Source organism: Pseudomonas sp. GQ91 (assembly GCF_059758795.1).
In genome coordinates, this window is sequence record NZ_JCAXED010000016.1 from 107,741 (window position 1) to 130,916 (window position 23,176).

Genomic DNA, 23,176 nt, shown 5'->3' on the forward strand with positions numbered 1-23,176 from the left:
GAAGGAAAAACATGACGTTCAAGGCGCCGGATAGTCTTGCCGAGCAAATCGCTCATCACCTCGCCGAACGTATCATTCGCGGCGATCTCAAGCCTGGGGAGCGGATCCAGGAGCAAAAGGTCACGCTGGCGCTGAATGTCAGCCGTGGTTCCGTGCGCGAAGCCTTGCTGATCCTCGAGCGCCGGCACTTGATCGCGATCCTGCCGCGCCGTGGCGCGCACGTCACCGAACTCACCGCCCATAAGGTGCAGAGCCTGTGTACGTTGATGAGCGAGCTGTACATCCTGTTGGGCAACGCGGTTGCCGAAGGCTGGCAGACGCAGGTCGACATGGCGCCGTTCGTGCAGATCCAGCAGCGCCTGGTGAGCAATTTCGAGCGTCAGGACATCCGCGCTTTCGTTGAAGAGTGCTTCAGCGTGATGCGTGCGGCCTATCCCTTTGCCAATAATCCGTACTTGCAGGAAACCGTCGAAAACCTGCAGCCGGCGATGAACCGTGCCTATTACCTGGCCCTGGATCAGCGCAAAGCGTCCATGAGTGAATACCTGGAGCTGTTCGAGCAATTGCTCGCCGCCGTACTTGCGCGTGATTTGCCGCAGATTCGCCTGGTGCTGTCAGCCTATTGCCAGCGCAGCGCTTCGTTGGTTATCGCTGCCTTGGCGGATGCCTAAGCGTGCGGCTCAAGTGCATCAAACTGGCGGGGTTCAAATCCTTCGTCGACCCGACCACGGTGAACTTCCCCAGTAACATGGCGGCAGTGGTGGGGCCCAATGGCTGCGGCAAGTCGAATATCATCGACGCCGTGCGCTGGGTGATGGGCGAGAGCTCCGCGAAAAACCTGCGTGGCGAGTCGATGACCGACGTCATCTTCAATGGCTCCACCAGCCGCAAGCCGGTGAGCCAGGCCAGCATCGAACTGGTGTTCGACAACTCCGACGGCACCCTGATCGGCGAGTACGCGGCCTATGCGGAAATTTCGATTCGCCGCAAAGTGACCCGCGACAGCCAGAACAGTTACTTCCTCAATGGCACCAAGTGCCGGCGCCGGGACATTACCGATATCTTTCTCGGCACCGGCTTGGGCCCGCGCAGCTACTCGATCATCGAGCAAGGCATGATCTCCAAGCTGATCGAGGCCAAGCCCGAGGACCTGCGCAATTTTATCGAAGAAGCGGCGGGCATCTCCAAATACAAGGAGCGCCGCCGCGAAACCGAGAACCGTATCCGCCGCACCCATGAAAACCTGGCGCGCCTGACCGACCTGCGTGAAGAGCTGGAGCGCCAGTTGGAGCGCCTGCACCGTCAGGCCCAGGCGGCCGAGAAGTATCAGGAATATAAAGCCGAGGAGCGCCAGCTCAAGGCGCAACTGTCGGCGCTGCGCTGGCAAGCCTTGAACGATCAGGTGGGGCAGCGCGAAGCGATCATCGGCACTCAGGAAATCAGCTTCGAAGCCTTGGTCGCCGAGCAGCGCAACGCCGACGCCAGCATCGAGCGGCTACGCGATGGGCATCACGATCTGTCCGAGCGCTTCAACCTGGTGCAGGGGCGTTTCTATTCGGTGGGTGGCGATATCGCCCGCGTGGAACAGAGCATCCAGCATGGCCAGCAACGGTTACGGCAGTTGCAGGACGACCTGAAGGAAGCCGAACGCGCGCAGCTGGAAACCGAATCGCACTTGGGGCACGACCGCACGTTGCTGCTGACCCTCGGCGAAGAGCTGGACATGCTCACCCCCGAGCAGGAAATCACCAGCGCCGCCGCCGAAGAAGCCGCCGCAGCGCTCGAGGAAGCCGAGACCACCATGCACGGCTGGCAGGAGCAGTGGGACGCTTTCAACCTGCGTTCCGCCGAACCCCGTCGCCAGGCCGAGGTGCAGCAATCGCGCATCCAGCAATTGGAAACCAGCATGGAGCGCCTGGCCGAGCGTCAGCGACGGTTGCAGGAAGAGCGCGTATTGCTCGCCGCCGACCCGGAAGATGCGGCGATCCTGGCGTTGAGCGAGCAGCTGGCCGAGAGCGAAATGACCCTCGAAGAGCTGGAAGCCAGCGAAGAACAACAAGTGGAACGCCTGGAGCAGTTGCGCCAGGAGCTGCAGCACGCGACTCAGGCCCAGCAGCAGGCGCAGGGTGACTTGCAGCGGCTTAACGGGCGCCTGGCGTCCCTTGAAGCCTTGCAGCAAGCGGCCCTGGATCCGGGCACCGGCACGGCGCAATGGCTACGCGATCAGCAGTTGGCCGAACGTCCGCGCCTGGCCGAGGGCTTGAAAGTCGAGGCCGGTTGGGAACTGGCGGTGGAAACCGTGCTCGGCGCCGACCTGCAAGCGGTGCTGGTGGATGATTTTGGCGGTTTCGACCTGGCCGGTTTTGCCCAAGGTGACTTGCGCTTGCTCAGCCCCGCCGCGGAGGGCGCGCGCGTGCCAGGCAGCTTGCTGGACAAGGTCGAGGCGGCGATTGATCTGGCGCCCTGGCTCGGCCAGGTCAAACCGGTGGAATCCCTGGAGCAGGCGTTGGCCGAGCGCGGGCAGCTCGGTGCCGGGGACAGCCTGATCAGCCGTGATGGCTATTGGGTCGGTCGGCACTTCCTGCGGGTACGCCGGGCCAGCGAGGCCGAGAGCGGCGTGCTGGCCCGGGGTCAGGAAATCGTCAACCTGAGCGCCGAGCGCGAAGAGCGCGAAGCCACGCTTGAGTCCCTCGAAACCCAATTGCAGACCCTGCGTGCTACTCAGCGCCAACAAGAGACCGGTCGTGAACACTTGCGCCGCCTGTTGCAGGATGAAGCCCGCCAGCAAGGCGAATTGAAAGCCCAGCTCTCGGCGAGCAAGGCCAAGGTCGAGCAGTTGACCCTGCGCCGTACCCGTCTCGACGAAGAAGTGGCGGAGATGGGCGAGCAGCGTGCCTTGGAGCATGAGCAAGTCGGTGAGGCACGCCTGCAACTGCAGGATGCCCTCGACAGCATGGCCCTCGACACCGAGCAGCGTGAGCTGTTGCTGGCCCAGCGAGACAGCCTGCGTGAGCGTCTGGATCGCGTGCGCCAGGAAGCGCGCCAGCACAAGGATCATGCTCACCAGTTGGCGGTGCGCCTGGGCTCCCTGCGCGCGCAGCACGACTCCACGCGCCAGGCCCTTGAGCGTCTGGAGATGCAATCCGAACGCCTGACGGAAAAGCGTGAGCAACTGAGCCTCAATCTGGAGGAGGGCGAAGCCCCGCTGGAAGAGTTACGGCTCAAGCTTGAAGAGTTGCTCGACAAGCGCATGAGCGTCGACGAAGAACTCAAGACGGCGCAGATCGCCCTGGAAGATGCCGACCGTGAACTGCGTGACGCGGAAAAGCGTCGGACCCAGGCCGAGCAGCAGTCGCAATTGATCCGCGGCCAACTCGAACAGCAGCGCATGGAATGGCAAGCGTTGACGGTGCGACGCAAATCCTTGCAGGACCAACTGCTGGAAGACGGCTACGACCTGCACGGCGTGCTCAATACCCTGACTGCCCAGGCCAACGAGAAAGAGGCCGAAGAAGAGCTTGAGCGGATTGCCGCGCGTATCCAGCGCCTGGGGGCGATCAACCTCGCGGCCATCGATGAATATCAGCAGCAGTCCGAGCGTAAACGTTATCTGGATGCGCAGGATGCCGATCTGGTGGAAGCCCTGGACACCCTGGAAAACGTGATTCGCAAGATCGACAAGGAAACCCGTAATCGTTTCAAAGATACCTTTGATCAGATTAATGGCGGTTTACAGGCGTTATTTCCAAAAGTTTTCGGTGGTGGCAGCGCTTACTTGGAACTGACGGGCGAAGATCTACTCGATACAGGGGTAACGATCATGGCGCGGCCTCCGGGCAAGAAGAACAGCACCATCCATTTGTTGTCCGGTGGCGAAAAGGCACTGACCGCATTGGCCCTGGTATTTGCCATCTTCAAGTTGAATCCGGCGCCGTTCTGCATGCTCGATGAGGTTGATGCGCCACTGGATGACGCTAACGTTGGACGCTATGCCCGACTGGTCAAGGAAATGTCCCAGACGGTGCAGTTCATCTACATCACTCATAACAAGATCGCCATGGAAATGGCTGATCAATTGATGGGGGTGACGATGCACGAGCCCGGGTGTTCGCGACTGGTGGCGGTGGATGTCGAGGAAGCGATGGCGATGGTGGACGCCTGACGGCGAGCGGCAAGCGGCAAGTGAGTTGGCTTGAAGCTTGAAGCTTGAGGCTTACAACTCACCTCTACAATTGCCCCCGTCGTACGAAATGTCTCTGGCTGCCGAAAGACGGCAAATCGACACAAACTGCGACAACTGTGTAAAGTTATCTTTGGTCGTGCTAGTTTAATGTCAATTTTTCGTATGCGTGGGCAAAACGCCATTCAGAACATAGAGTTGGCGCCACGTTTTAAAGCGGTTTGCACAGTGCTAAACCCCTTATTTTTCAGCATTTTTTATAGAGGCAAGGGATTACATGGAAATCGGTCTGCGCGAGTGGCTGATCGTCATCGGCATTATTGTGATTGCCGGTATTCTTTTTGATGGCTGGCGCCGCATGCGCGGCGGCAAGGGCAAGCTGAAGTTCCGCCTGGATCGAAACCTGTCCAATCTGCCTGACGACGACGGTGCCGAGTTGCTTGGACCGCCGCGTGTCCTGGATACCCATAAAGAGCCGCAACTGGACGAGCACGATCTGCCGTCGATGAGCGCGCCCTTGCGTGAAGCGCGCGAGCCCTCTTCCAAGCGCGGCAAGCGTAGCGCCAGCGAGCCCTCTCAGGGCGACCTGAATCTGGATCTGGAAGACGGCCCGAGCTTCAGCAGCCGTGACGACGATTTCCCGGACGAGGCGCCGTCCAAGGGTGCTGCACGCGAGACCACCAAGGATCAGCCGGCGGCTGAGGAAGTGCTGGTGATCAGCGTGATCTGCCGCGACGAGAGTGGTTTCAAGGGGCCGGCTTTGCTGCAGAACATTCTGGAAAGCGGCCTGCGTTTTGGTGAGATGGATATTTTTCACCGCCACGAAAGCATGGCTGGCAACGGTGAAGTCCTGTTCTCCATGGCCAACGCGGTGAAGCCTGGGACGTTTGACCTGGACGATATCGATCACTTCAGCACCCGCGCAGTGAGCTTCTTCCTCGGGTTGCCAGGACCGCGTCACCCGAAACAGGCGTTTGACGTGATGGTGGCAGCAGCGCGCAAGCTGTCCCAGGAACTGAACGGCGAGCTCAAGGATGACCAGCGCAGCGTGCTCACGGCCCAGACGATCGAACACTACCGTCAACGGATCGTAGAGTTCGAGCGTCGCGCCCTGACACAGAAACGCTGAGGTTCGATCTTAAGCGTTGTCGATAGAATACGTGCACTAACATATTGAGCAGCTTCGGCTGCTCTTTTGCTTTATGAGAGAACACCCATGACCGCCGCCCACACCCGCATTCTTGAATTGCGTGCTGAGCTGGATCAGCACAACTACCGGTACCATGTCCTGGACGAGCCGAGCATCCCGGACGCCGAATATGACCGGTTGTTTCACGAACTCAAGGCGCTGGAAGCCGAGCACCCGGATCTGGTCACCCGCGATTCACCGACTCAGCGTGTGGGCAGTGTGGCGCTGTCGGCGTTCACCCAGGTACGGCATGAAATCCCGATGCTCAGCCTGGGCAACGCCTTTGATGAAACCACCCTGCTGGAATTCGATCGCCGGGTCACCGAAGGGCTGGATCTGCCGGTGGGAGATCTGTTTGGCGGCGGCGCGGCGGTTGAATACAGCTGCGAACCCAAGCTCGATGGCCTGGCGGTCAGCCTGTTGTACCAGGACGGTGAACTCGTACGTGGTGCCACCCGCGGCGACGGCACCACCGGCGAAGACATCAGTGTCAACGTGCGCACGGTGCGTAATATCCCGCTCAAGCTACACGGCACCGGTTGGCCCGCGACGCTGGAAGTGCGCGGCGAAGTGTTTATGTCCAAGGCCGGTTTCGAACGGTTGAACGCCACGCAACTGGAAGTCGGCGGCAAGACCTTTGCCAATCCGCGCAATGCCGCCGCCGGCAGCTTGCGTCAGCTCGACTCGAAGATCACCGCCAGTCGCCCGCTGGAGTTCTGCTGCTATGGCGTGACCACCGATATCAGTGACACCCACATCGGCAACCTGCAGCAGCTCAAGAAGTGGGGCCTGCCGATCAGCCGTGAGCTGAAGCTGGCCAAGGGGGTTCAGGATTGCCTGGAATACTACCGCGATATTGGCGAGCGGCGTAACAGCCTGCCGTATGAAATCGACGGTGTGGTATTCAAGGTCAACAGCATCGCTTCCCAGCGTGAACTGGGCTTCCGAGCTCGCGAGCCGCGCTGGGCGATTGCACATAAATTCCCGGCCATGGAAGAGTTGACCGAGTTGCTGGACGTCGAGTTCCAGGTCGGACGTACCGGCGCCGTGACGCCGGTGGCGCGCCTGAAACCGGTCAAGGTAGCCGGTGTGATGGTGTCCAACGCGACCTTGCACAACATGGATGAAGTGGCGCGGCTGGGCTTGATGATCGGCGATACGGTGATCATCCGCCGTGCCGGCGACGTGATCCCGCAGGTGGTACAGGTGGTCATCGAGCGTCGCCCGGAAGGTGCCCGGCCTGTGCACATTCCCGAAAGCTGTCCGGTCTGTGGTGCCCACGTTGAGCGCACGCAACTGGTCAAGCGCAGCAAGGGCAAGGAAACCGTCAGCGAGGGCGCGGTGTACCGGTGCGTCGGGCGACTGGCCTGTGGTGCGCAGCTCAAGCAGGCAATTATCCATTTCGTGTCGCGACGGGCCATGGACATCGAGGGTCTGGGCGACAAGACCATTGAGCAACTGGTGGATGAAAAACTGATCGCCTCACCGGCGGATCTCTACAAGCTCAAGTACGAGCACATTATCGACCTGGAAGGCTTTGCCGATATTTCCAGCAAAAAGCTGATCACCGCTATCCAAAGCAGCAAGACACCGACCCTGGCGCGCTTTATCTACGCCTTGGGCATTCCCGATGTGGGCGAGGAAACGGCCAAGGTCCTGGCGCGCTCCCTGGCCTCCCTCGAGCGGGTACAGCGGGCCTTGCCGGAAGTGCTGACGTACTTGCCGGATGTGGGCCTGGAAGTCGCGCACGAGATTCATGGCTTCTTTGAGGACAGCCATAACCGGCAAGTGATTGGCGCGCTGTTGTCCGTCGACGAGTGCGGGTTGGTCCTGCAGGAACAGGGCGACCTGAGTGCCGAATTCGCCGCCAGTACCACCCTCGGCGGTTTGCTCGACAAGTTGCACGTACCTTCCGTTGGGCCGGGGGCGGCGCAGAAACTGGCGGACAAATTCGGTTCTCTGGAGGCGGTGATCCACGCCGATTGGCTGGATATGCGCCAAGCCTTGGCAGAGAAGCAGGCCAAGGCCGTGCGTGACTTCTTTGACGTCGAAGACAATGCCCGCCGGGCGCTGGCCATCGAGCAGCAGCTCAAGGACTTCGGCATGCATTGGCACAGCGAGAAAAAAGTCGTGGAGGGCTTGCCCGAGGCGGGTCATACCTGGGTGCTCACAGGTTCCCTGGAATTGATGAGTCGTGAGGTAGCCAAGGAAAAGCTCGAAAGCCTCGGTGCCAAGGTGGCGGGCTCGGTGTCTGCGAAAACCCATTGCGTCGTGGCAGGGCCTGGCGCCGGTTCGAAACTGGCGAAGGCCAGTGAGCTGGGCCTGAAGGTATTGGATGAGGCGGCATTCGTGGCGTTCCTGGCCAAACACCACATCAGCGTCTGAGGTGGATTGAACGATTTCTGCCCGGGCATGTTCAGAGACATTGCGCCCGGTTCTCCTGGACAACGGCTACGGGGCATTGGGTATTCATGACCGGGAGAGATCGCCGTGTACCGTTTCTTCGAACAGCTCAGTTCCCGCCTCGGCGCGCCGTCGGGGCTTTCCCGTAACAGCAAGGTCTGGGCGTGCCGTTGCGGCCAGTCGTTATTTTTTCGCAACAGCCAATGCCTGGCCTGCTCGGCATTGCTGGGCTATCAGCCGCAGCAGAGTCGCCTGTCCTCCCTGACGCCAGGGCCCGTGGTCGATACCTGGTGGTTGGACGTCGATCCCGGGGCAGGGCTGTTTCGTCGTTGTGCCAACCTGGACACGGCAGCGGCCTGCAACTGGCTGTTGCCCGCCGATAACGGCCAGACCTTGTGCGTAGCGTGCAGCCTCAATCGCACCATCCCCGATCTGTCAGTCGCCGAAAACCCCGAGCGCTGGTGCAAGGTGGAAATCGCCAAGCGCCGATTGGTGGCGCAGTTGATCAGCCTGGGGTTGCAGGTGATCCCCAAAAGCGTCGACGAGGAGGCGGGCCTGGCGTTTGATTTCGTCGGCATTGATCTGCAGGGCGTTGCGCCCACCATCGGTCATGCCAATGGTTTGATCACCCTCGATATCAAGGAGGCCGACGATGCTCATCGTGAGAAAGTTCGCGTACAGATGCGTGAGCCATACCGTACCTTGCTCGGGCATTTCCGCCATGAGGTGGGTCACTATTACTGGGATCGCCTGATCGCCAACAGCCACTGGCTGGCACCCTTCCGTCAAGTGTTCGGTGATGAACGCGACAGCTACGCTGAAGCCCTGGATCGTCATTACCGGAATGGCCCGCGCCCTGACTGGCAACAGGCCTGCGTGAGTGCCTACGCGACCATGCATCCCTGGGAAGACTGGGCAGAATCCTGGGCCCATTACCTGCATATGATGGACGCGGTCGACACGGCGCTGGGCTTTGGCATGAGCGCTCGTGAGATGGATCTGGACTACCAGCCGTTTCCCCTGGCAGTTCTCTATGATCCTGAGCACCCGGGCGGCGCGGCATTTCTCGCGTTCGTGAATGCCTGGATCGAATTGGCCGGGATGCTCAACGAACTGTCCCGCAGCATGGGGCAGCCGGATTTCTATCCCTTTGTCCTGTCGCCCGCGGTAATTGCCAAGCTGCACTTTATCCATCTGGTGATTCAGCACGAAGGCGGTATGGCTGATCAGGTGCTGCAGACAAGTACTTGAACCTCAACATTTTTTAATCCGGATCCAACGGTTGTAACTTCCGATCAGATCGGTACAATGGCGCGGCTTGCCGAGAGGCGAGTGTCGTTATGGTGACCCCATCGGTCCCCCCGCAACGATTACCCGTGAACCTGGTCAGATCCGGAAGGAAGCAGCCACAGCGGGAACATTGTGTGCCGGGGTGTGGCTGGTGGGGTTGCCTCCATAACGTCCGCGCTTTCGCGGATGTCGTTACAAGGCCGCGGTTCTGCGGCAAATCAACCACAGACTCTTGAAAAAAAGCTCGCTGATAACTCATCTGCGCGGCGCTTTCGTGTGTCTGGCCGTTCTCCCGCCGATCCTCTTGACGGGAGACGCCGTCGTCTCAGTCCTTGTTGCGGTTGAGCAACTTACGCACCAGCGCCAGCAGGCCGGCCATGGCTGCGACGGCGTTGAGCTCCAGCACGCCTTCACGACCCAGCACGCGAATGCTGTAGTTGAGGGTGTTCTGGTCGGCGTCGTCGGCTTTCAGTTCGCGAGCCCAGTACATCTTGTGACTTTGCCGATCGTAGTGCGGCGGTTCTGCCCAGCCCAGCAGGTGTAATCCGGAGTAGCCTTGTTTCTGGCGCTCCTTAATCGGCGGAGTTGTTGCATGGTAGTCCCTTACATTTTGAATTACATTTTCCCAAGTAACTGAATCAGTCTTCGCCGTAATCGCACGTCTTGCGTAAAGCCTGACAAAAGCGCAGCTCAGCGCCTGCAATGGGGAGGGCTGTCCGGTCGGTTCATGTCAGAAGTCGATGTGCACAGAACAGCCAGCATCAACTGGCTGCCCTGTTTATTTATTACGAGCTCTAAGGCTTGGACAAGGCCTGGTCTACCGCCGCAATCAGCTTTCCCAGATCCTTCGGGGTGGCTTTGTGAATGACACCGAACAGATAAGCGCGCTGTTCATCCTCATCGCCCAGATCGGCAAAAAAGACTTTCAGCTTCACTCCCAGAGCCTCTGCAAACAAGAACAGAGCGTCAACGCTGGGTGTATAGGTGCCGGTTTCGAAGCGGCTGATGGTTTTAGGGTCAAAACCGGTTTTCTCACCTAGTTCAGCCTGAGTAAGCCCCGCGACCTTGCGGTAGCGTCTGATGGCCGGACCCAAACTTGAAATTTGCATCGCTCAATTCCCATTTAGAATCAAGAACTTAACGATAAATATTGGCATTAGGCAACGGCATGCACCATCACCTTTTCTTGCAAAATGTGATGCAATTCGTAGAATCGGCATTTAAGACAAGTATTTGGTGCTCTCGTTTCAGAAGGCCGGTTTGTGAAACAGGACATCATTGCCTGCTCCCTGTTTTCATAAAGTTGCCCATGAAACGCACGCTCGGCAGTGGCGGGTACGTCGATTACCAGTGCCATCGTACCGCCCAGACTTTCGCGCCGGCGACTCGTATTAAAGCCTAGTTGATCTTCGTCGAATCGACGGTTAATTGCTGGGCGGATACCGGGTTTCGCCGCCGTTTGTGCTCAGTTCACGGATTGCCGGTGCCGAGCGTCGGGAAATATGAATCTACCGGGCGCCTGTCAGGCTGACACCGGGTAGGGGGAATGCTGTCCATGGAGCTTTATCGTGCGTCTCAATTTGCCGGTCATCGCTGTTGAACAGGCTTTTGGGGATCAGCAACGGCTAATTCGCGCAGCTGCCGCCAACCGCCACATCACCCATCGCGACGCTGAGGAAGCCTCGCAACCGAGCCACAATGCCGCCGCCACGGTGCAAAAGACAGCGTGCAAGGTCAACGCTGCAGCGATTCGTGGACGGGAACTTGAAAGCATCTCTTCCGGGTTGCGTGCCCTGGTCGAGCGGTTCAACCGCTAGCCACCTAGAGCCTCACTCATGGATGAGAAATACCGCAGAGCCGTGGATGCAGCCGCCATTTTTTCCGAGACTGACCTGGCCGGCCGCATTACCTACGTCAACGATCAGTTCTGCGTCCTGTCCGGTTACAGTCGGGACGAGTTGCTGGGGCAGAACCACCGGCTTCTCGCCTCCGGATTGCATCCTGTCGCGTTTTTCCAGGGTATGTGGCGCACCATTACAGGCGGCGGGGTGTGGCGCGGTGAAATCTGCAACCGCGCCAAGGATGGCACGCTTTATTGGGTCGACAGTACCATGGTGCCGCTGTTGGACGAGCGAACCGGGCTGGTGCAAAAGTACGTGTCGATCCGCTTCGATGTCAGCGAAAAACGCCAGTTGCTGCACACATTACAATGGCGGGTGGGTCACGATGTGCTCACAGGCCTGCCCAATCGCGCCTACCTTTCCGAGTTGCTGGTGCAGTCCCTGGAGTTCTCGCGCCGTGAGGATATTCCGCTGGCGGTGTGCATGCTCGATCTGGACGGGTTCAAGGCGGTCAACGACGGCTACGGCCATGCCTGCGGTGACTTGTTGCTGGTGGAGGTTGCCAGTCGGCTGCGTGAGATTATTCGCGGCGAGGATGTGGTCGCCCGGCTCGCCGGGGATGAATTTGTGCTGATCCTGCGCTATGTGCGGGATGCTCAGGAACTCCATGCAGCGTTGCTGCGTATCCTCAAGGCAATCTCCGAGCCCTACTCGATCCAGGGCGCGCAGATCAACGTATTCGCCAGTATCGGCGTCACCCAGTTTCCGCTGGATGACGAAGACGCCGACACCTTGCTGCGCCATGCCGACCAGGCGATGTACGTGGCCAAGCAGAATGGGCGTAACCGTTTCCAGTTGTTTGATGTGTCTTTGGAGCAGGAGGTCAAGGCGACCCAGCAGACGGTGCAGCAATTGCGTCAGGCGCTGGCTGCGGGGGAGTTGTGTCTGCATTACCACCCCAAGGTCAATTTGCGCCACGGTCAGGTTGTCGGTTTTGAAGCATTGTTACGCTGGCAGCACCCGGTACGCGGCCTGGTGCCGGCGAAGGACTTCTTGCCGCTGATCGAGCAGACCGACCTGATTGTCGAAGTGGGTGAGTGGGCGATGGATCAAGTGCTGGCGCAGGTACGCCAATGGCAAGGCGCGGGGTATTGCTGGCCGGTCAGCGTCAACATCGCCGCGCGACACTTCCAGCGGATGGATTTTGTCGGACGCCTGCAACAGTTGCTGGCAAAGCACCCCGACGTTGAACCGCACATGCTGGACCTGGAGATTGCCGAGTCGGTGGCTATTGATCACATCCAGCGAGTCACCGCACACCTTGAAGCCTGCCAGTCGCTGGGGGTGAGGTTTTCCCTGGATGATTTCGGGACCGGGTATTCGTCCTTGAGTTACCTCAAGCAATTACCTACCCAGACCATCAAGATCGACAGGTCGTTTGTGCGCGACATTATTCACGACAAGGACGATTTGGCGCTGACCCAGGCCGTGATTGGCCTGGCGCGGGCTTTTGGGCGCGAAGTGATCGCCGAAGGCCTGGAAACGCGGGAGCATGGGCAGTTGCTGCTGCGCATGGGCTGTGAGCTGGCGCAAGGCTTTTTCTTCGCTCAGCCCATGCCGGCTGCGGCGGTGCCAGCGTGGGTCGCCCACTTCACATGGGCGGCCTATGACGACGACATGGCTGGTTGGGGCAGCGCGCCCGGCTCGGGGTGATTATGGCCGGTGAAACGCCTGGGGTAATGGGCATGAAATCCTCGGGATTGGCCCTTGAGCAGGCGTGCCTGGAGCTGCTTGATCAGATTAGACGAGCGTGCCGGATGCAATTTCCCCCTTGCTCCGCTAGCATTACCGGCTTCCGCTTCCCAGTTGCGACGGTTTTCGATGAGTTATCAGGTTCTTGCACGTAAATGGCGTCCGCGCTCGTTCCGCGAAATGGTCGGCCAGACCCATGTGCTCAAGGCTCTGATCAATGCCTTGGACAGCCAACGGCTGCACCACGCCTACCTGTTCACCGGTACCCGGGGGGTGGGCAAGACCACGATTGCGCGAATCATCGCCAAGTGCCTGAACTGTGAGACCGGCATCACCTCGACGCCGTGCGGCACTTGCTCGGTGTGCCGGGAGATCGACGAAGGGCGCTTCGTCGACCTGATCGAGATCGACGCCGCGAGCCGTACCAAGGTCGAAGACACGCGCGAGTTGCTGGACAACGTGCAGTACGCTCCCAGCCGTGGTCGCTTCAAGGTCTACCTGATCGACGAAGTACATATGCTGTCCAGCCATTCCTTCAACGCCTTGTTGAAAACCCTGGAAGAGCCGCCGCCCTACGTCAAGTTCATCCTGGCGACCACTGATCCGCAGAAACTTCCTGCAACGATTTTGTCGCGGTGCCTGCAGTTCTCCCTGAAAAACATGACCCCGGAGCGGGTGGTCGAGCATCTGACCCACGTTCTGGGCGTCGAAAACGTGCCCTTTGAAGACGATGCACTGTGGTTGCTGGGACGTGCCGCCGATGGCTCGATGCGTGACGCCATGAGTCTCACCGACCAGGCGATTGCCTTCGGCGAAGGCAAGGTCATGGCCGCTGACGTGCGGGCGATGCTCGGTACGCTGGATCACGGGCAGGTTTTTGATGTGCTGCATGCGTTGATCGAAGGGGATGCCAAGGCGTTGCTCGAAGCGATCCGTCATCTGTCCGAGCAAGGCCCGGACTGGAACGGCGTGCTGTCGGAAATCCTTAACGTGTTGCACCGTGTCGCTATCGCCCAGGCCTTGCCGGAAGGCGTCGACAATGGCCATGGCGACCGTGACCGCGTGTTGGCCCTGGCCCAGGCGCTGCCGGCCGAAGATGTACAGTTCTATTACCAGATGGGACTGATCGGGCGCCGCGACTTGCCGTTGGCGCCAGATCCACGTGGCGGTTTCGAGATGGTCCTGTTGCGGATGCTGGCGTTCCGGCCCGCCGACACCGACGATGCGCCGAGACAACCGCTAAAGCCAGTGGGGATCAGCCAGGCCACAGTTGATTCCGCCAAACCAGTGGCTGGCGCGGCGGCAGTCGTGCCAGTGGTTGCGCCGAGCGTGGCGACGCCGGAACCTGCAGCACCAGCACCAGCACCAGCACCAGCACCAGCACCAGCACCAGCACCAGCACCAGCACCAATTGTTGCTGAGCCGGAAGCGTCTGTGGTGTTGCCTGGGCCGGTTGTCGAGCCCGAAGCTGCCCCGGTGGTCGACTTGCCCTGGAACGACCCGCTGGAAGCGCCAATCGAGCAGCAACCGGCAGTCGAACCGGTATTGGAGACGATTGGCGAACAGCCCGATCTCACGCCGATGCCCGCGTCGACCCCGGACAGCGTAGTACCGGACGCTCCGGAACAGGCCTCGGCGCCGGTGCCTGAGCCGACCATTGCCGAAGTGGATGCCGCAACCCCGGGGATCGATCTCGACGACGAACCGCCGCTGGACGAAGATTACATCGAGCCGGACATGGATTCGGCCTACAGCTATCTGGATGAGTTGGCCAGCGAGCACACCGCCGAGCCGGCGCCGGAGCCCGAAGCTGAGCCCGCGGCGATGCCGGCCACTGGCCTGGCGTTGCAATGGCTGGAGCTGTTCCCGAAATTGCCGATCTCCGGCATGACCGGCAGCATCGCCGCCAACTGCACGCTGATTGCCGTTGATGGCGATCACTGGCTGTTGCACCTGGACCCGGCCCACAGCGCGCTGTTCAACGCCACCCAGCAGCGTCGTCTCAATGATGCGCTGAACCAGTACCACGAACGCACCTTGACGGTAACCATCGAGCTGATCAAGCCGGAGCAGGAAACCCCGGCCCAGGCCGCCACTCGCCGTCGTCTCAACCGTCAGCGCGAGGCCGAAGAGTCGATTCAGGGTGATCCGCTCATCCAGCAGATGATGGAACAGTTCGGCGCGGTGGTGCGACACGATACTATTGAACCCGTCGAGGCCCAGGCAGCACAGGGCTGATAATTGAAGGCGTCATGCCCTTGTGCATGATGCTGTATTGATCCACGTACTTTTGAGGTGATTCCCATGATGAAAGGTGGCATGGCCGGCCTGATGAAGCAGGCGCAGCAGATGCAGGAAAAAATGGCCAAGATGCAGGAAGAACTGGCCAACGCCGAAGTCACCGGTAAAGCCGGTGGCGATATGGTCAGCGTGGTGATGACCGGTCGTCACGACATCAAGCGTGTGAGCATCGATCCAAGCGTGTTGCCAGGTGTGAGTGAAGACGATCTGGAAATGCTCGAGGCGCTGTTTGCCGCGGCCGTCAACGACGCTGTGCGCAAGATCGAAGCCAACAGCCAGGACAAAATGTCCGGGATGACCGCTGGCATGCAACTGCCGCCGGGCATGAAGCTGCCGTTCTGATCGCTCGGCACGCGTGAACCAGTGCCAGGCCTTGTGCCTGATGCCGATCAGCTAAGCGAAACTCCTGTGGGAGCGGGCTTGTGTGGGAGCGGGCTTGCTCGCGATGGCGGTGTATCAGACACGCATAAGATGACTGACACGCCACCATCGCGAGCAAGCCCGCTCCCACATAAGCCCGCCCACACGTTCCGCTGCTTAACTGATCAGCATTAGGCCTCGTGCCTGGCCTTTTTTTGCGCTCAAGAAAGTTGCACCTGCATCCTGCATCAGGTGATTGTGTCGAACCTCGATGCCCACGGCGATGTCTGCACCCTATACCGTTGAATACTTGTCACCGTTAAAGGAGCCTCGCAGATGACCGAAGCCATGACCCTCAACCAGCGCATTGTTCTGGCCTCCCGTCCACAGGGCGCGCCCGTGCCGGAAAACTTTCGGCTCGAGCGCGTGGCCCTGCCGGACCTGGAGGAGGGCCAGGTCTTGCTCAAAACCTTATTCCTGTCCCTGGATCCCTACATGCGGGGGCGCATGAGCGACGCACCGTCTTACGCAGCACCGGTAGAAATCGATGAGGTAATGACGGGTGGCGCTGTCAGCCGTATTGAGCAGTCACGCAATCCGAAATTTGAAGTAGGCGATCTGGTGGTGGGTTCCACCGGCTGGCAGAGCCACAGCATTTGCGATGGACGCAACCTGATGCCGGTTCCCAAGGGGCTGCCCAGCCCGTCCATGGCCCTCGGCGTGTTGGGTATGCCTGGCATGACCGCGTATATGGGCCTGACGGATATTGGTCAGCCGAAGGCCGGGGAAACCCTGGTCGTGGCGGCGGCATCTGGCGCTGTGGGGTCCGTGGTGGGGCAAGTGGCCAAGCTCAGGGGCCTGCGGGTAGTGGGTGTGGCGGGTGGGGCTGAAAAGTGTCGCTACGTGCTGGATGAGCTGGGTTTTGATGCCTGCATTGATCACAAGACTGAGGATTTTGCCGAAGCCCTGGCCCAGGCGTGTCCCGAGGGTGTCGACATCTATTTCGAGAACGTTGGTGGCAAGGTCTTTGACGCCGTGTTGCCGCTGCTCAACCCCAAGGCGCGGGTTCCCTTGTGTGGCCTGATTGCGGGTTACAACGCCCATGAGGCACCCAGCGGTCCTGACAGGTTGCCGGCGCTGCAGCGCACGTTGCTGACCAAGCGCGTGCGCATCCAGGGCTTTATCGTGTTCGATGATTACGGCGATCGCCAGCCAGAATTCCTCAGTGCCATGGCGCCGTGGGTGCGAGACGGCAAGATCAAGTTCCGCGAAGACGTAGTCGACGGCCTGGAGCAAGCCCCAGAAGCCTTTATCGGTTTGCTGGAGGGGCGCAACTTCGGCAAGTTGGTGGTGCGCATTTGACGCTAATCCGGGGCGCGGGTATAAACCGCGTCTCGTTGTTTTGTCGGACCTTGCCCTCATGAGCTTCAGCCCCCTGATTCGCCAACTGATCGACGCCTTGCGCACGTTGCCCGGCGTCGGCCAGAAAACTGCCCAGCGCATGGCGCTGCAACTGCTGGAGCGTGATCGCAGCGGTGGTTCGCGCCTGGCCTTGGCCTTGAGTCAGGCCATGGAAGGCGTCGGGCATTGCCGGCAATGTCGGACTCTCACCGAGGAAGAACTCTGCCCGCAATGCGCCGATCCGCGGCGTGATGACACGCTGCTGTGCGTAGTGGAAGGCCCGATGGATGTGTACGCGGTGGAACAGACCGGTTATCGCGGGCGCTACTTCGTGCTCAAGGGCCATCTGTCGCCGCTGGATGGCCTGGGGCCGGAAGCCATCGGGATTCCGCAACTGCTGACCCGCATTCAGGAACAGGGGACTTTTACCGAAGTCATCCTGGCCACCAACCCGACGGTGGAAGGGGAAGCCACCGCCCATTACATCGCCCAACTGCTGACCAATAAAGGCTTGATCACCTCGCGCATCGCCCACGGCGTGCCGCTGGGAGGAGAGTTGGAACTGGTCGATGGCGGCACCCTGGCGCACTCTTTCGCCGGTCGCAAGCCGATCGCCCTCTGAGCCCCTTCACCCCTGAGATTTGTCGATCATTCAGACAGGTGCATGGACACGCCGTTGGAAGGCTGTCAGAAAAATCGTGCGCTTGAAAACCAAGCAAGCGCTTGGTAAGTTCGCTCCATCTGTGCATGGAGTTTGCCGATGTCAGCCTTTCAGGAATACTTCGATCCCCACCATCAGTTGATCCGCGACAGCGTGCGCCGCTTCGTCGAGCGCGAGATGTTGCCGGACATCGAGCGCTGGGAGGAGGCCGAAAGTTTCCCCCGCGAGTTGTACCTCAAGGCCGGCGCGGCGGGGATTCTCGGTATTGGCTATCCCGAGGTCTTGGGTGGCAGTCATGAAGGTGACCTGTTCGCCAAAGTGGCAGCCAGTGAAGAGCTGATGCGGTGTGGCTCCGGCGGCACAGTCGCCGGTCTGGGTTCGCTGGATATCGGCTTGCCGCCTGTCGTCAAATGGGCGCGCCCCGAGGTGCGTGAGTGGCTGGTGCCGCAAGTCCTGGCCGGCGAGAAGATCATGGCCCTGGCCGTTACCGAGCCGGGTGGCGGTTCGGATGTGGCGAACCTGCAAACCCGGGCGGTGCGCGACGCCGACTATTACCGGGTCAGTGGCAGCAAAACCTTTATCACCAGCGGTGTGCGTGCGGACTACTACACGGTCGCGGTGCGTACCGGCGGGGCAGGGTTTGCTGGCATCAGCCTGTTGTTGATAGAGAAGGGCACTCCCGGTTTCAGCGTTGGCCAGCCCTTGAAAAAAATGGGCTGGTGGGCCTCGGACACGGCTGAGTTGTTTTTCGACGATTGCCGTGTGCCTGCAGGTAATCTGATCGGTGTCGAGAACATGGGATTTGCCTGCATCATGGGCAACTTCCAGAATGAACGCCTGGCCTTGGCCGTGATGGCCAACATGACCGCGCAATTGGCATTGGAAGAGAGCCTGAAGTGGGCCGCCCAGCGTGAAGCCTTTGGCAAACCCATCGGCAAGTTCCAGGTGCTCAAGCATCGCCTGGCGGAGATGGCCACTGCTGTGGAGGTTTCCCGGGAGTTCACCTATCGCCAGGCAGCGAAGATGGCCGCCGGAAAAAGTGTGATCAAGGAAATTTCCATGGCCAAGAACCTCGCCACCGACACCGCTGACCGCGTCACGTACGACGCGGTGCAGATTCTCGGCGGCTTGGGCTACATGCGTGGCAGCCTGGTGGAGCGGCTGTACCGCGACAACCGGATTCTTTCGATTGGCGGTGGAACGCGTGAAGTGATGAATGAAATCATCAGCAAGCAGATGGGGCTGTAGCCAACTCCCATCATTGTAGGAGCGAGCTTGCTCGCGAAAAACCTCAACGATAACGCCTGTATTCAGGATAAACACGGCGCCTTCGCGTTCTTCGCGAGCAAGCTCGCTCCTACATCAATCGGTGTTGGCTTGACTGATCAGCAACTGTTTACATGTCGGTCAGCGCAAATTGAGTCAGGCAGAATGTAGGAATGCCCATGTCTTCCAGGCGCTGTGAGCCGCCCAGCTCCGGCAGGTCGATAATCGCTGCCGCCTCGAAGATCTGCGCTCCCATGCGTCGCGCCAGGTTGGCGGCGGCGATCAGGGTGCCGCCGGTGGCGATCAGGTCATCGAACATCAGCACCGAGTCGCCTTCGCACAGGCTATCGGCGTGTACTTCCAGGAAGGCTTCGCCGTATTCGGTCTGGTAGCCCTCGGCCAGCACGTCAGCCGGTAGCTTGCCTTGCTTACGGAACAGAATCAGCGGCTTGTTCAACTGGTAGGCAATGATCGAACCGATCAAAAAGCCGCGGGCGTCCATCGCGCCGATATGGGTGAACTCGGCTTCTACGTAACGCTGGATAAAGGTGTCAGCCACCAGTCGCAGTGCCCTGGGCGATTGAAACAGCGGCGTGATGTCACGGAAGATCACCCCGGGCTTGGGGAAATCGATGACGGGGCGAATCAGGGATTTGATGTCGAACGAATCGAAGATCATCGGCGCAAAGTCCTGGGAGGCAAAGACTTCGCAGTATACCTGCGGTCCGGCCGGTTGGCGCGGACGCAGGTGTCTGAATCAACCGTTCAGGTGTTAACCGTCGATGGAGCCGCCGGCCAATGCACACAGTTGGATCGGATCAAGGATATGCACTTCCTTGCCCTCGGCGGCGATCAATTGGTTCTGCTGGAACCGCGTGAAAACCCGCGACACGGTTTCCACCGCCAGGCCCAGGTAGTTGCCGATTTCGTTACGTGACATGCTCAGGCGGAACTGGTTGGCCGAGAAGCCGCGAGCACGGAAACGCGCCGAGAGATTGACCAGGAATGTTGCGATCCGTTCGTCGGCGGTTTTTTTCGACAACAACAGCATCATTTGCTGGTCGTCACGGATCTCGCGGCTCATCACCCGCATCAACTGCCGGCGCAATTGTGGCAATTGCACGGCCAGTTCATCGAGGCGTTCGAAAGGGATCTCACACACAGACGTGGTTTCCAGCGCCTGGGCCGACACCGGATGAATCTCGCTATCCATGCCGGACAGGCCGACCAGTTCGCTGGGCAGGTGGAAGCCAGTGATCTGTTCTTCACCGCCATCACTCAGGCTGAACGTCTTCAAGGCGCCCGAGCGCACAGCGTAGACGGAGTCGAAGGTGTCGCCCTGGCGAAACAGAAACTCACCCTTTTTCAGAGGGCGACCGCGCTTTACGATTTCGTCCAGGGCGTCCATGTCTTCCAGATTCAGCGAAAGTGGTAAACAGAGGGGCGCCAGACTGCAATCCTTGCAGTGAGCCTGATTGTGCACGCGCAGTTTGACTGGCTCGGACATTTTTTAAATCCTTGTGGGAAATCACACATAAGACGTAAGGGTACCGCACTGGGTGACTAACAGGCCAGCTTCTGCAACAAACCGCCAATGGGTATAAAGGTTCGGTGAAGGCGGCCGATGTATTGCTATAGACCTAGAGCCCGGAGCCTCGACACATGCTTTCCATCGGTACTCATCTCCCGTCCCGCACGACGGTCCCTGCCTTGCTTGAACCGAAAAAAGACACCTCCAAGGACGAACTGGCCGAGACCACCGCGCTCCCCGAAACCAAAGCCGTGGAAGGCGTGACCGTGACCTTTTCCGGCGCCTCGTTGAAGGCGGCGGGTGCCGAGAAAGCGGCCAACAGCGATATTGAAGACAGCGGGCTGTCCGATAATGTGCAGAAACTGTTGAAGATGATTCGTCAGTTGAAGCAACAGATCGCCGAAAAGATGGCTGAGATGGCTGCTGTCATGGCCGACAAGCGTCTGAGTCCGGAACAGGCGCAGGCTAAAGTGGCCAGCCTGCAATCGGCATTGGGCGGATTGCAGGCGGGTCTGGCGACAGCCTATGCGTCTCTGACCGAGGCGATGAAAAACCTGAGTGCTGAAGACGCGCTCAAGGCGGCCTCGTTGATGGCGAAGTAAGCCGGGTCAAATCACCGGTGCAAATCGTTGCCTGTCCTGCGGGTCCAGATAGGCATCGAACACCCTGCATACCGAGCGCACCAAAAGGCGTCCGGCGGGCAGTACACGCAGCCTCTCAGCATTGAGTTCGATCAGGCCGTCATCGGCCATCATCTGCAGCCGAGGCCAGACGCTGGCGAAATAACCGCGAAAATCAATATTGAAAGTCTGTTCGATGGTCTTGAATTCCACGCCGAACTGACAGATCAACTGCTGAATCACGGCGCGTCGCAAGCGGTCGTCAGTCGTGCACAGCAGGCCGCGACTGGTCGCCAACTGCGCCCCGGCCAAGGCGCTTTGGTAGTGGTTCAGATCGCTGCTGTTCTGGCAGTATAAATCGCCAATCTGGCTGATGGCCGATACGCCGAGTCCGATCAGGTCGCAATGGCCGTGGGTGGTATAGCCCTGGAAGTTGCGCTGTAAAGTGGACTCTTCCTGGGCGATGGCCAGCTCGTCGTCAGGCAGGGCGAAATGATCCATGCCGATGTAGTTGTAACCGGCAACGCTGAGCTGTTCGAGGGTGTTTTGTAGCATCGACAGTTTATCGGCGGGTGCCGGCAACTCGTCACTGTTGATCCGCCGTTGGGGCATGAAGCGCTCCGGCAGGTGGGCATAGTTGAACACCGCCAGGCGATCAGGTTGCAGGCTGATGACCTCGTCCAGGGTTCGGGCGAAGTGTTCCGGCGTCTGTTTGGGCAGGCCATGGATCAGGTCGATGTTGATCGAGCGAAACTGCAGGGTCCGTGCGGCTTCGACCACCGCGCGGGTTTCCTCCAGGCTTTGCAGGCGATTGACCGCCCGCTGCACCTCGGGATCCAGGTCCTGCACGCCGATGCTCACACGATTGAAGCCCAGTTCACGCAACAGACCCATGGTGGCCCAGTCAGCTTCCCGCGGGTCGATCTCGATGCCATAGTCGCCGGAGTCGTCGTCCAGCAGGGTGAAGTGCTGACGTAACTGGGCCATTAACTGACGCAGTTCGTCGTGGCTGAGAAAGGTCGGCGTGCCACCCCCCAAATGCAACTGCTCGACCTGCTGTCCGGGGTCCAGGTGACAGCCCAGCAATTGGATTTCCTGCTCCAGGCGTTGTAGATAAGCCTGGGCGCGGCCCCGGTCCTTGGTGATGACTTTGTTACAGGCGCAGTAGTAGCAAATGTTGGCGCAAAACGGCACATGCACATACAGCGACAACGGACGGACGGCCCTGCGGCTGTCACGCAGGGCGTGGAGCAGGTCGAAGGTGCCGACCTGGCTGGTGAACTGGGCAGCGGTGGGGTACGAGGTATAGCGCGGTCCCGCCAGGTCGTAGCGATGAATCAGATCGGTGTCCCAACGAATGGCGTCGAGCATGCGGGCGTTCCCCGGGTAGGCTAGTGGGCCGAGTCTAGGGGCTTGGTTGCGCAATCATGTTGATTTGCATCAACGGGGGGCGGCGCTATGCCACAGGGTCTTTCAATGCCCCATCAGCCAGTGCTGGTGTGGCCCGGGCAGTGTCCAGATACCGAATAAAATCACCAGCAGGCCGCCGGTCATGCGTACGCTGCGCTTGCGCAGCAGGGCCGTCATGCGCTCGGCGGCCAAGCCGGTGGCCAGCAACACCGGCCAGGTACCGAGGCCGAAAGCCAGCATCAGCAGCCCACTGTCCAGCGCGTTGCCCTGGCTGGCGGCCCATAACAACGTGCTGTAGACCAAGCCGCACGGCAGCCAGCCCCAGAGCGCCCCCAGCAGCAAGGCGCGGGGCAGGCTGGAGACTGGCAGCAAACGATTGGCCACGGGTTGGATATGGCGCCACAGGCCGCGCCCGAGGTTCTCGATGCGCGTCAGGCCGCTCCACCAACCCGCGAGGTACAAGCCCATGGTGATCAACAGCAGTCCGGCAAGCACGCGCATGAACATTGCCGCCGGGCTGTTGGCGACCGCCCAGCCTGCCAGCCCGATCAGCACGCCTGCGCAGGCGTAGCTGAGGATGCGTCCCAGGTTGTAGGCCAGCAGCAGGCGAAAGCGCCGGCTGCGTTGCTCCTTGGGAATCGCCAGGGTCAGCGCGCCCATCAGGCCGCCGCACATGCCCAGGCAATGACCGCCGCCCAGCAGCCCGAGGATCAGCGCTGAAACCAGCAGCGGCGCCAACTCAAGCATGCGGAGGCGTCGGTTCGTCAGGCTTGGCGGGGGCTTGCGCAGCCTGGCTGGCTTCGTCGACGGCAGCCAGATGCTTGGGGTCCTGGTCGTCGAACAGCACGCTGTGGGCCGGGCCGTCGAGGTCGTCGTACTGGCCGCTGTCCACGGCCCAGAAGAAGATGTAGATGGCGATCGCGACGATCAACAGCGCCGCCGGAATCATTACGTAAAGAGCTGGCATCGCT

At 60.2% G+C, this 23,176-nt stretch carries 19 protein-coding genes, 1 other RNA gene and 1 pseudogene; 14 read left to right on the plus strand and 7 right to left on the minus strand.

Going from position 1 to position 23,176, the window contains the following annotated elements; genetic code table 11:
- Nucleotides 1-11 precede the first annotated feature (11 nt).
- The 6 genes from AC6CIA_RS22310 (at nt 12) to ffs (ending at nt 9,219) form a co-directional block, all read left to right on the plus strand.
- Complete coding sequence (locus AC6CIA_RS22310; RefSeq protein WP_498315177.1) at nt 12-671, plus strand: GntR family transcriptional regulator; 660 nt, start codon at nt 12-14, stop codon at nt 669-671.
- A gap of 2 nt (nt 672-673) precedes the next feature.
- Complete coding sequence (smc, locus tag AC6CIA_RS22315) at nt 674-4,162, plus strand: chromosome segregation protein SMC (RefSeq protein ID WP_498315179.1); 3,489 nt, start codon at nt 674-676, stop codon at nt 4,160-4,162.
- Nucleotides 4,163-4,457: 295 nt separating this feature from the next.
- Nucleotides 4,458-5,309, plus strand: coding sequence for a cell division protein ZipA (zipA, locus tag AC6CIA_RS22320; RefSeq protein WP_339531432.1), 852 nt, complete (start codon nt 4,458-4,460; stop codon nt 5,307-5,309).
- A gap of 87 nt (nt 5,310-5,396) precedes the next feature.
- Nucleotides 5,397-7,754, plus strand: coding sequence for an NAD-dependent DNA ligase LigA (ligA, locus tag AC6CIA_RS22325; protein ID WP_498315182.1), 2,358 nt, complete (start codon nt 5,397-5,399; stop codon nt 7,752-7,754).
- Nucleotides 7,755-7,859: 105 nt separating this feature from the next.
- The gene (locus AC6CIA_RS22330) at nt 7,860-9,023 is read left to right on the plus strand and encodes a zinc-binding metallopeptidase family protein (protein ID WP_498315184.1); all 1,164 of its coding nucleotides are present in this window, start codon (nt 7,860-7,862) and stop codon (nt 9,021-9,023) included.
- Between the two features lie 99 nt (nt 9,024-9,122).
- Nucleotides 9,123-9,219: signal recognition particle sRNA small type (ffs, locus tag AC6CIA_RS22335), an RNA gene on the plus strand.
- A gap of 210 nt (nt 9,220-9,429) precedes the next feature.
- On the opposite strand, the pseudogene AC6CIA_RS22340 reads toward ffs, so the two are convergent.
- Nucleotides 9,430-9,636: pseudogene (locus AC6CIA_RS22340) on the minus strand (DUF2167 domain-containing protein); the annotation flags it as partial.
- A 220-nt stretch (nt 9,637-9,856) separates the two neighbouring features.
- A complete protein-coding gene (locus AC6CIA_RS22345; RefSeq protein ID WP_032863355.1) occupies nt 9,857-10,171 on the minus strand; it encodes a helix-turn-helix domain-containing protein in 315 nt (104 codons plus the stop codon).
- Nucleotides 10,172-10,630: 459 nt separating this feature from the next.
- On the opposite strand from AC6CIA_RS22345, the gene AC6CIA_RS22350 reads away from it, so the two are divergent.
- The 7 genes from AC6CIA_RS22350 to AC6CIA_RS22380 all read left to right on the plus strand — a co-directional run bounded on the left by AC6CIA_RS22350 (nt 10,631) and on the right by AC6CIA_RS22380 (nt 18,626).
- Nucleotides 10,631-10,879 carry a hypothetical protein gene (locus AC6CIA_RS22350; protein ID WP_339531423.1) on the plus strand — a complete coding sequence of 83 codons (249 nt, stop codon included), beginning with the start codon at nt 10,631-10,633 and terminating at the stop codon, nt 10,877-10,879.
- An 18-nt stretch (nt 10,880-10,897) separates the two neighbouring features.
- Complete coding sequence (locus tag AC6CIA_RS22355) at nt 10,898-12,616, plus strand: putative bifunctional diguanylate cyclase/phosphodiesterase (protein WP_498315186.1); 1,719 nt, start codon at nt 10,898-10,900, stop codon at nt 12,614-12,616.
- Nucleotides 12,617-12,784: 168 nt separating this feature from the next.
- Nucleotides 12,785-14,893, plus strand: coding sequence for a DNA polymerase III subunit gamma/tau (gene dnaX / locus AC6CIA_RS22360; protein WP_498315188.1), 2,109 nt, complete (start codon nt 12,785-12,787; stop codon nt 14,891-14,893).
- A gap of 66 nt (nt 14,894-14,959) precedes the next feature.
- On the plus strand, nt 14,960-15,298 hold the full coding sequence (locus AC6CIA_RS22365) for a YbaB/EbfC family nucleoid-associated protein (RefSeq protein ID WP_084378858.1): 339 nt from the start codon (nt 14,960-14,962) through the stop codon (nt 15,296-15,298).
- A gap of 354 nt (nt 15,299-15,652) precedes the next feature.
- On the plus strand, nt 15,653-16,678 hold the full coding sequence (curA, locus tag AC6CIA_RS22370; RefSeq protein WP_498315191.1) for an NADPH-dependent curcumin/dihydrocurcumin reductase: 1,026 nt from the start codon (nt 15,653-15,655) through the stop codon (nt 16,676-16,678).
- A gap of 58 nt (nt 16,679-16,736) precedes the next feature.
- Nucleotides 16,737-17,339, plus strand: a complete 603-nt coding sequence (gene recR / locus AC6CIA_RS22375; RefSeq protein WP_084378856.1) for a recombination mediator RecR — start codon at nt 16,737-16,739, stop codon at nt 17,337-17,339.
- Between the two features lie 138 nt (nt 17,340-17,477).
- Nucleotides 17,478-18,626: an acyl-CoA dehydrogenase family protein gene (locus tag AC6CIA_RS22380; protein WP_498315194.1), complete on the plus strand. Its 1,149-nt coding sequence runs from the start codon at nt 17,478-17,480 to the stop codon at nt 18,624-18,626.
- A gap of 148 nt (nt 18,627-18,774) precedes the next feature.
- Here the strand turns inward: AC6CIA_RS22380 and AC6CIA_RS22385 are convergent, their stop codons facing one another.
- Both AC6CIA_RS22385 and fnr read right to left on the minus strand, forming a co-directional pair.
- Nucleotides 18,775-19,323, minus strand: coding sequence for an adenine phosphoribosyltransferase (locus AC6CIA_RS22385; RefSeq protein ID WP_498315196.1), 549 nt, complete (start codon nt 19,321-19,323; stop codon nt 18,775-18,777).
- A gap of 93 nt (nt 19,324-19,416) precedes the next feature.
- Nucleotides 19,417-20,151, minus strand: a complete 735-nt coding sequence (gene fnr / locus AC6CIA_RS22390; RefSeq protein WP_498315198.1) for a fumarate/nitrate reduction transcriptional regulator Fnr — start codon at nt 20,149-20,151, stop codon at nt 19,417-19,419.
- Between the two features lie 155 nt (nt 20,152-20,306).
- Here fnr and AC6CIA_RS22395 point away from each other — a divergent pair, with 155 nt between their 5' ends.
- Nucleotides 20,307-20,777, plus strand: a complete 471-nt coding sequence (locus AC6CIA_RS22395) for a hypothetical protein (protein ID WP_498315199.1) — start codon at nt 20,307-20,309, stop codon at nt 20,775-20,777.
- Nucleotides 20,778-20,783: 6 nt separating this feature from the next.
- Here AC6CIA_RS22395 and hemN read toward each other — a convergent pair whose 3' ends face one another.
- The 3 genes from hemN to ccoS form a co-directional block, all read right to left on the minus strand.
- Nucleotides 20,784-22,166 carry an oxygen-independent coproporphyrinogen III oxidase gene (gene hemN, locus AC6CIA_RS22400; RefSeq protein ID WP_498315201.1) on the minus strand — a complete coding sequence of 461 codons (1,383 nt, stop codon included), beginning with the start codon at nt 22,164-22,166 and terminating at the stop codon, nt 20,784-20,786.
- 102 nt (nt 22,167-22,268) lie between these two features.
- Nucleotides 22,269-22,952 carry a sulfite exporter TauE/SafE family protein gene (locus AC6CIA_RS22405; protein WP_498315202.1) on the minus strand — a complete coding sequence of 228 codons (684 nt, stop codon included), beginning with the start codon at nt 22,950-22,952 and terminating at the stop codon, nt 22,269-22,271.
- Nucleotides 22,945-23,172 (minus strand): cbb3-type cytochrome oxidase assembly protein CcoS, encoded by a 228-nt coding sequence (ccoS, locus tag AC6CIA_RS22410; RefSeq protein ID WP_084378851.1) that lies wholly within the window; start codon nt 23,170-23,172, stop codon nt 22,945-22,947. Before ccoS ends, AC6CIA_RS22405 begins: the two co-directional genes overlap by 8 nt.
- Nucleotides 23,173-23,176 lie beyond the last annotated feature (4 nt).